General features: G+C 40.5%; 6 protein-coding genes and 1 pseudogene. All 7 read right to left on the reverse strand.

The features are described 5' to 3' along the window. Positions 1-19: 19 nt before the first annotated feature. A pseudogene (gene rpsB / locus JMX97_RS12155) lies at positions 20-823 on the reverse strand (30S ribosomal protein S2); the annotation flags it as partial. 526 nt (positions 824-1,349) lie between these two features. Continuing rightward, positions 1,350-1,799 carry a chemotaxis protein CheX gene (locus JMX97_RS12160; RefSeq protein WP_201558491.1) on the reverse strand — a complete coding sequence of 150 codons (450 nt, stop codon included), beginning with the start codon at positions 1,797-1,799 and terminating at the stop codon, positions 1,350-1,352. A gap of 40 nt (positions 1,800-1,839) precedes the next feature. Next, entirely contained in the window at positions 1,840-2,289 is a 450-nt protein-coding gene (locus JMX97_RS12165; RefSeq protein ID WP_201558493.1) for a chemotaxis protein CheX, read from the reverse strand. A gap of 30 nt (positions 2,290-2,319) precedes the next feature. After that, entirely contained in the window at positions 2,320-2,682 is a 363-nt protein-coding gene (locus JMX97_RS12170; RefSeq protein WP_201558495.1) for a response regulator, read from the reverse strand. Positions 2,683-2,702: 20 nt separating this feature from the next. Continuing rightward, positions 2,703-4,928 carry an ATP-binding protein gene (locus JMX97_RS12175; RefSeq protein ID WP_201558496.1) on the reverse strand — a complete coding sequence of 742 codons (2,226 nt, stop codon included), beginning with the start codon at positions 4,926-4,928 and terminating at the stop codon, positions 2,703-2,705. A gap of 12 nt (positions 4,929-4,940) precedes the next feature. Beyond that, positions 4,941-5,819, reverse strand: coding sequence for a substrate-binding periplasmic protein (locus JMX97_RS12180; RefSeq protein ID WP_201558497.1), 879 nt, complete (start codon positions 5,817-5,819; stop codon positions 4,941-4,943). A 529-nt stretch (positions 5,820-6,348) separates the two neighbouring features. After that, a complete protein-coding gene (locus JMX97_RS12185; protein WP_201558498.1) occupies positions 6,349-7,608 on the reverse strand; it encodes a multidrug effflux MFS transporter in 1,260 nt (419 codons plus the stop codon). Positions 7,609-7,998: the final 390 nt, after the last annotated feature.

Consider the following 7,998-nt stretch of genomic DNA (forward strand, 5'->3'; position numbering starts at 1 on the left):
CAGCAGCTTTAGCTGGGGCTTCGTCTGCAGCTTTAGCTGGGGCTTCTTCAGCAACAGGCGCTTGCTCTGCTGCGGCTTTTTCTTGCTCAGCAGCTTCTTTACCACTAGCCTGAGTCTGTGCATACTCTTTACCAGCGATGATCGCGTCGGCCATAGCAGTTACGTATAAAGTCACGGCACGAATAGCATCGTCGTTGGCTGGGATGATGTAGTCAACGTTATCTGGGTTAGAGTTGGTATCAACGATACCGATAACTGGGATACCTAGATTTTTAGCTTCTTTAATCGCAATCGCTTCATGATCAACGTCAACGACAAAGATAGCATCAGGTAGGCCGCCCATGTCTTTAATACCGCCTAGTGAACGCTCAAGTTTTTCCATATCGCGAGTACGCTCTAACGCTTCACGCTTGGTAAGCTTGGCAAACGTACCGTCTTCTGCTTGTTTTTCAAGCTCTTTTAGACGATTGATTGACTGGCGTAGGGTTTTCCAGTTAGTCAACATACCACCTAACCAGCGATGATCAACGTAAGGCATACCAGCGCGGGCAGCTTGCTCACGGATGATACCGCTAGCAGCGCGTTTAGTACCAACGAACAAGACTTTATTTTTCTTGCTGGCTAGATTGTTTACGTAGTTTAGCGCTTCGTTGAAAGCTTTTACGGTGTGCTCTAGGTTGATGATATGAATCTTGTTACGCGCACCAAAGATGTACGGTCCCATTTTTGGATTCCAAAAACGTGTTTGGTGACCAAAGTGAGCGCCGGCTTGTAGTAAGTCGCGCATTGCGATTTGTGTTGGGTTTTTATTTTCTGTAGCCATGTTAAATATCCTAATGGTTGGGTTATGCCTCCACATCACAAAAACTGCCTATTCCGCGATACGCATCTGCTGACGATTACTGCTTATTAATACAGCACCGTACTATTGCAAATTAATCAAGTCGCCGAACACCCAGCAATTTTTTACCATGATGTGTGTGTCATTGGTTGGTTTAAAAAAATGAGCTATCGTTTAACTTTAAACTAAATGTCTAAAATCAAACTATAAACCACGTTATAAGCTATAAAACGAATTATAGAAATAGCTGCGCTGTATTTTACCATATAACGGTTATTAAGCTCCAGCAATTTATTAGTTCATGCCAAGGCAATTAATGCTATTAAAACAATACTATAAAGGAGATGACAAGAAAGAAATTTCTTTATCAATCTTGCATAAAAAAAACGGCGTTGATACGCCGTTTTTTATTACTACTTTTGTTTCTGCTCTTATTATCATTTTATCATTTGACTACCAGCTCATGTGAGCTCACATGAAATCATAGTATAGTTAGGCAGTTAGGCAGTTAGGCGATACAGATGCCTATCACTGCCTCATAACCACGCCAAGTAAACGGTGTGACATAGCTATGGCGATCTTTTGGTAAAGAAGAAATGCTAGGCACCCCTTCAACGATCTTAGGGGGTGAGATAATAAAATCAGACCCAAACTCGGTACGAGCATTTCCCGAAATCGTATTCGCCATCTCACCCAGTAGGTCCTTCATCATTGTCATCGATGAGTCAGGCTCACCCATAACTTTCATGACTTCACGCAGCATATTGCTGGGCGCGCTGACATAAACGCAGCCTTCAAGTGGCCCAGATATCTTAATAATCCCGCTATAATCATAGCCGACGGCACTCTTGTTGTTGTTCAAATAGGGCGTATCAATAGCCACTGGTGAGCCATCAATCTGCGCAAAAAATGAGCTGATTGAGCTTAAAAACACACCTAACTTTTCTACTTTAACCATAGTTATTATTGTCCATACTTATCATTTATGACTGTTGCTTTTAATCCTGCAAACAAAACACAATCTCCCCGACTTGACTTTTCCACATGACAGGAATGATAAAAGACCGCTCATCCTTGGGTAATATAATACTTTGCGGTGAGCCCTTAAACACTAGCGGTACAGAAATATGAAATTCTGACCCAAACTCGTTACGAGCATTGCCAGCAATAGTATTGGCAACTTCTCCAGCAAGGTCTACAAAATTATCCTCGCTTTTATCCGTCTCACCCATACTATCTAGAATACGAGCCAATAGCTCACGAGTCGCTGAAAAATACACCACGCCTTTTTGCACCCCTGATATACCAATCACACCGGTATAATCGTGAACTTTCGGCTGTTTATTTTCTAATAGATAAGGAGTATCAACGATCAACTCTTCATTACCAAATTGATTAAAGTAATTAGTAATGATATTCAAAAAAATCTGTAGCTTTTGTTCTTTCATAATGACATCTGCTTAAGTCGTTGGATAATATTAGTCTTGCATGAGCTCATACAAAGATTCTACGAGCTCTTCTTCTGAAAAGGGCTTACAAAGAAACCCACTAGCGCCCAACGACAATGCTTCAATTCCGGTGGACTTATCAGACAATGCTGATACCACCAAAATACGTACTTCAGGATCAATCGCAATGATCTTTTCGATACATTCAAGACCATCCATTTGCGGCATGGTCAAATCCATCGTAATGACATCAGGGCGATGGATACTGAACTTTTCAATGGCTTGGACGCCGCTGGTTGCCGTAGCAACCAACATGAACTCTCCTGAATCATACGCCCGTTGAATTCGGTTGCGAATAATGTTGGAATCATCAACAATCATTAATTTATACATAGCTTATCTATTATCCTTAATTAAGCAGCAGGCAAGGTAATGACAAAACGAGTCATACGACCAAGTTCGCTATTAACATTGAGCTTGCCGTCATATTCTTTAATTGTAGCTTTAATAATATCCAAACCGACACCGCGGCCCCCATCTTCATCTGCGGAAGTTTTGGTAGAAAATCCAGATGAGAACAACTGTTTTAGTAGCGCACTACGATTGAGCTGACTGGCGTCTTCTGCACTAAAGCGACCATCAGTGACTAGTTTGTTACGAATGCTATCGTAGTCGATACCTTGACCATCATCTTGTAGGGTAATAACAAAACCTTGGCCCTTACTCTGCATTTCTAGATCAATCATACCGGCAGCGGGCTTACTGGCTGATAGGCGGGTATTGGGCGTTTCGATACCGTGTACCACAGCGTTACGTAACAGCTGGATACTTATTTCTTTGACAGCCTTTTTGAGGCGCTCTGGTATTTCAACTTGCGCTAAGCTATCACTGTTTAGTTGTACTTGCTTACCTTGTCTTACCGCGATATCTCGCGCAAAATCTTGGTAGTACGCTAACAGATGGCTGTCCGATTGATCATCTAAGTCAATATCTTCACCGCCTTCAATGTCCATAGCGCTAATAGTGTTCATTGAACGGTCTATTGTCTGACTGTCACTATCCTCTACCTTTGACGTATTATTATCTACCGCAGTAGTCACCGGAGCTGCCGCTTTAACAGCTGTTGCACTCGCTGGTGAGGCTCGATTGATACGCTCGCCTAAGGTCTCAATGGTATTTGACAGGCTTAACAAGTCATCCAAATGTACTGCCAATGACAAGAAGTCATTGCCCGATAGCTTGCCTTGGTTTTGCAATGCATTAAGCTGATCTTCTGCATCTGAGGCAATTTTAGTGAAACTGTGCAGTTTTAGCGCAGAAGCTTCGCCTTTTAGACTGTGCATTTCACGATAAATCGCATTTAGTTTACCTTCAAGCTCATATTGCGAGCTACCAGGATTCTTCAAGATGTTATTCATCTTGTCGATATGCGATTTGGTATTAGTAATAAATTCATAAATAATTTTTGGATTGACATTTAAGATGGTCGTTAACATCTCAATCTGCATATCATTTTGCGTACGCTCTTGTTCTAGACGCTGTTCTAAATAAACGGCATCTGAAACATCGTTAACATTGACCAAAATACGCGCGATATTTTTATTTTCATAAACCCGCGAAAATTTAAAATCTAAAAAGCGACTGTCTGAGCCGTCTTCTCTAGAGGTGTTGTGTAGCATTACCTTATGTAGTGGGTTTAGAGCATCCACCAGTTTTTCTTTAACGCGCGGGTTATATAGCTGTTCAATAAATTGCTGCGTAGTTTTCAGGTCTTTATCAGAAATACGACCACGTAATATATTGGCAAAGTTTTCTCCTGCCAATATATCAGCACCAATGATGTCAGTGAGCGCTCGAGAATGCTGCTGACCAATCTTTAAGTCTTTATCAAGCAAAAATAGACCCGTATTAACCGTTTCCATGATTTCTTGGGTTTCGCGACGCGCAGACAAAGCTTCAGCATCGGTATCACGCAAACGACGTACGAAGAAAAATACGAAAATCAAGAAGTAAGCAAAAATGGCAGCAACACCCAGCACCTGAATCAAACGAATAGTATTGGCTTGGCGTTCAGCGTTTATAAAAACTTCATCGGTGAGCTGATCTAACGAGTCGTTAACAAACAAACTTGAAGTCTTAGCTTGCTCAACCGCTTGGGTCAGGTCATCCGAGGAATCGACCATGACGTTATCAGCATTTTCTAGATAGCTTTGAATCTTAGGTTCTAAAAGCTGCCATTGTTCATTCGCTGCAGCAACTTTAGTTTGAGACGTGTTATTGATTTTTGGTAGCTCATAGCTTTTACCATTAACGTCAGTAATCGTACCGCCTTGTCCGATAGCAGCAATAGAGCTAGTAATAAGCGCAGTGTCTTTTTCCAAACGCTCCAAAACTCGTTGTATGTGCGGAGAGTTAGTATCTTCACCATAACTATTATCTAAGTCAAACAAGTCTTTGATTACCGCTTGTGCACTATTAGCAACTTGGTTGGTTCGGTCAATCAAAACCGTATTTCTTTCTAGTAAGCTTGAGGTATAAAACGTAAAAGCCAGCAAGGCGCCAATCAAAGTCAAGAACAGTGCAATTGAAATAATTAGACTGTGATAGCGCTTATTATCGACATTAGGTGTGGTTGCCATCTTCAGAATTCCTTAGTTCGCTTGCTCAGTGTTAGTAGCGGACGTGCTATCGGCAGCAGGTGCGGCTTCACCTAACCACTGCTCTTCAATCGTTTTGAACGTCCCTTGTGTCTTAAGCTTAGTAATACCTTCATTAACTTTATTGATTAGATCAGTATTACCTTTTGCCATTAATATGACTTGCTGGGCTGATGGGTTGTCTTCACCTTCATAAGAGACAATAGTCACATCGTATTCTGGATGATTTTTCGCGGTATATTGAAGAATAGGTAAATCATGTAAAACCACATCAACCTTGTCTTGCATTAAGTCTTCATATAACAAAAATGCGGTGGCTCTGGTAGAGAGTTCACTATATTTGCCCATTTCTTTAAGCTGGTCTTCTTGCTTTGAGCCTGCCATAGCCGACACATGCATCCCTTGCAGGTCTTCTATGCCATTGATTTTAACACTACTGTCTGAGTACATGATTGATGATGGGTTGAAAAAATAAGGAATGGATAAGCCATATTTCTCAGCGCGGTCATCTTTATAAGAGATACCTGATATTGCCAAGTCGCGACCACCTGAGGCCACAGTATCGAACATATTTTGCCAAGTCTCTTTATAAAACTCGACCTTGAAGCCTTGCTCTTCACCAATCGCACGGATCGAATCAATATCAATACCTTGCATATTGCCATAATCATCCTGAAACGAAAACGGAGGCATTGTACCCGTTGTGGCAACTTTAATTGTAGGCGCTGTATCAGGTAGCTTACTGACAAAATTGTCTTTACTTTCCGTACTTGCTGCATTGTTTGTATTGGCATTCTCCTGAGTAGTAGAGTTACTACACCCAAATAAACCAACACTCAATACAAGCGGTAACACGCGATATAACTGCTTCATAATTTATCCTTACAACTCAAAGTGGTTCTAAATTTTAGTAAATAACAATCTTTTTCTTAAAATGAATGCGTGCTTATAGGTGAGAAATAAAAATCATTCTGCACGCTGATATCTTTAATGCATTGATATATGAATATTAAAATACTGTTTTGAGGTCAGATGAAACTTATTATGAGAAAAATTTTATATTAAAATCGTTGCCTAAAAGGTCTTCCTTCAATGGAATGAACAACAATCTAATAAGATTAAATAACAGAGTAATATCATTTTTTTACACAAAGTTACAATGGATAATACTTAAGTTGCTTTCCAATTGCAATAATTATGTTTGTCTTGTATCTACAAATAGTTTTGCATAGCGAATAATAAAATAGTCGTCTGCTACATTTAAAGATAGATAATAGATCAGACATAAAAAAAGCATCCAATACGTATCAAACGTCTGAATGCTTTTAGGGTGAAATCTGAATGATCTTAGTGTAGAAATAGTTTAGCAATAGGTTAGAAAATGATTTTATTTATCGATTAGTTATTCAGCATCATCAAGGTTCAAGTTGCGATCAATGCGCCAGATTAACAGACAGCCGAGACTCATTAGCACAAACATAGTGATACCAATCTTAAGGACCGGATTGACAGGGAATAGATTCAATAATAAACCGCCAAAAATACCTACTGAGAACATCAGCGAGCCTTGTAATGCACTGGCCATACCAGCGCGGCGTTTTTGAAAGGCCAGCGCAATAGCTGAAGCATTCGGCTGTGTTAATCCAAGACCAGCAATACAAAAGAAGATACAGACTAACACTAGTGGCAGCCAAGCATCACTACCGAAACTAAGACCCAGTATAAATAACCCTGCTGAAGCGACTACCTGCATTACTGCCCCAAATCGCAACAAACTTAAGATACGAAAGCGATTGATTAGCAATTGATTTATCTGAGTCAACGCCACAAAGCCTGCCGCATTCATGCCAAATATCCAACCAAAATGAGTAGATGAGATGCCATAAGTGTCCATCAATAATTCAGAAGCAGCACTGATATAAACAAACATAGCTCCCATCAATAAACCGCCGCCAATCGCAGGATAGTTAAAGGTTGGATCTTTTAGTAAATCCCAATACTGACTGAGCACTTCTTTAGCAGGACGGACGTTACGGTTTTCTTCGGTTAGGGTCTCAAAGAAGAAAAACTTGGTTAAAATTAAATTGAGCGTACCAAAAGCGGCTAAAAACCAAAAAATAGAATGCCAGCTAAAAAACTGCAAAAATAGCGCACCGAGCGATGGCGCTAATATTGGCGCTAAGCCCATTACTAAGATCATAATAGAAAATGCTTTTGCGGTCTGTTTTGCACTAAGACGATCACGAATCGCTGCACGGGTAACGACCGCCCCCACACAGGCCCCAAGTGCTTGCAAAGTACGCCCTGCAAACAACACATATTCATTATTAGTGGTAGCACAAACTATCGAGGCGATAACATATAAAGTCATGCCAAAATATAAAGGTTTAACCCGGCCAACACGATCACTAAAGGGCCCATAAAACAGCTGCCCAAATACCAAACCAACAAAGTAGGCGGGTACGGAATTGGCCATAAAAGCAGTCGATACGCCGAAACTATCTGCCATAACTGGCAATGCTGGCAAATACATATCAATGGATAATGGCCCTACTGCTACGATAAGTCCAAGCATCATAATCCATGCGACCGGTAGCTCAGATGAGCGCACTCGTGTATTCGCAATAGGTTGATCGGATGGGGTGGGTTTTGGAGCAGACATAGTACAGACCATTTTATATAAGGATTACAATTATTAGTTATTCTTCGCCACTATTGCTATCAATAATAATTGCTATAAACAAAAAAAAGCAGCAGTGTATAGACGCAGGTATACCATAGCAGACAGTGTTATATCGTGCTGCCTACCAATATTTCAATAGTAGATGATTTTAAGAGAGAAGCATTAAAACAAATAAGGCCATCATAATATGTTTAAAACTGATATTCAGCTTGCTACTATTTATCTATAGTCAGAACTAAATAATACCAATCCCAATAATTAAAGTTGTGCCCAAGTTCGAGTAGTCAAGGAGCGAACCCTCTCTGGCTGCTCAAGCAACTTATTCCAAGCACAGCAAGCCGCATCAACAATAGACTCATAGCTCTCATA

Origin of the sequence: Psychrobacter sp. 72-O-c (assembly GCF_904846605.1) — a bacterium.
Lineage (GTDB): Bacteria > Pseudomonadota > Gammaproteobacteria > Pseudomonadales > Moraxellaceae > Psychrobacter.

Coding starts and splice junctions, on each gene's coding strand:
- JMX97_RS12175 (WP_201558496.1), bottom strand. CDS start 4,928: ATGGCAACCACACCTAATGTCGATAATAAGCGCTATCACAGTCTAATT.
- JMX97_RS12180 (WP_201558497.1), bottom strand. CDS start 5,819: ATGAAGCAGTTATATCGCGTGTTACCGCTTGTATTGAGTGTTGGTTTA.
- JMX97_RS12170 (WP_201558495.1), bottom strand. CDS start 2,682: ATGTATAAATTAATGATTGTTGATGATTCCAACATTATTCGCAACCGA.
- JMX97_RS12160 (WP_201558491.1), bottom strand. CDS start 1,799: ATGGTTAAAGTAGAAAAGTTAGGTGTGTTTTTAAGCTCAATCAGCTCA.
- JMX97_RS12185 (WP_201558498.1), bottom strand. CDS start 7,608: ATGTCTGCTCCAAAACCCACCCCATCCGATCAACCTATTGCGAATACA.
- JMX97_RS12165 (WP_201558493.1), bottom strand. CDS start 2,289: ATGAAAGAACAAAAGCTACAGATTTTTTTGAATATCATTACTAATTAC.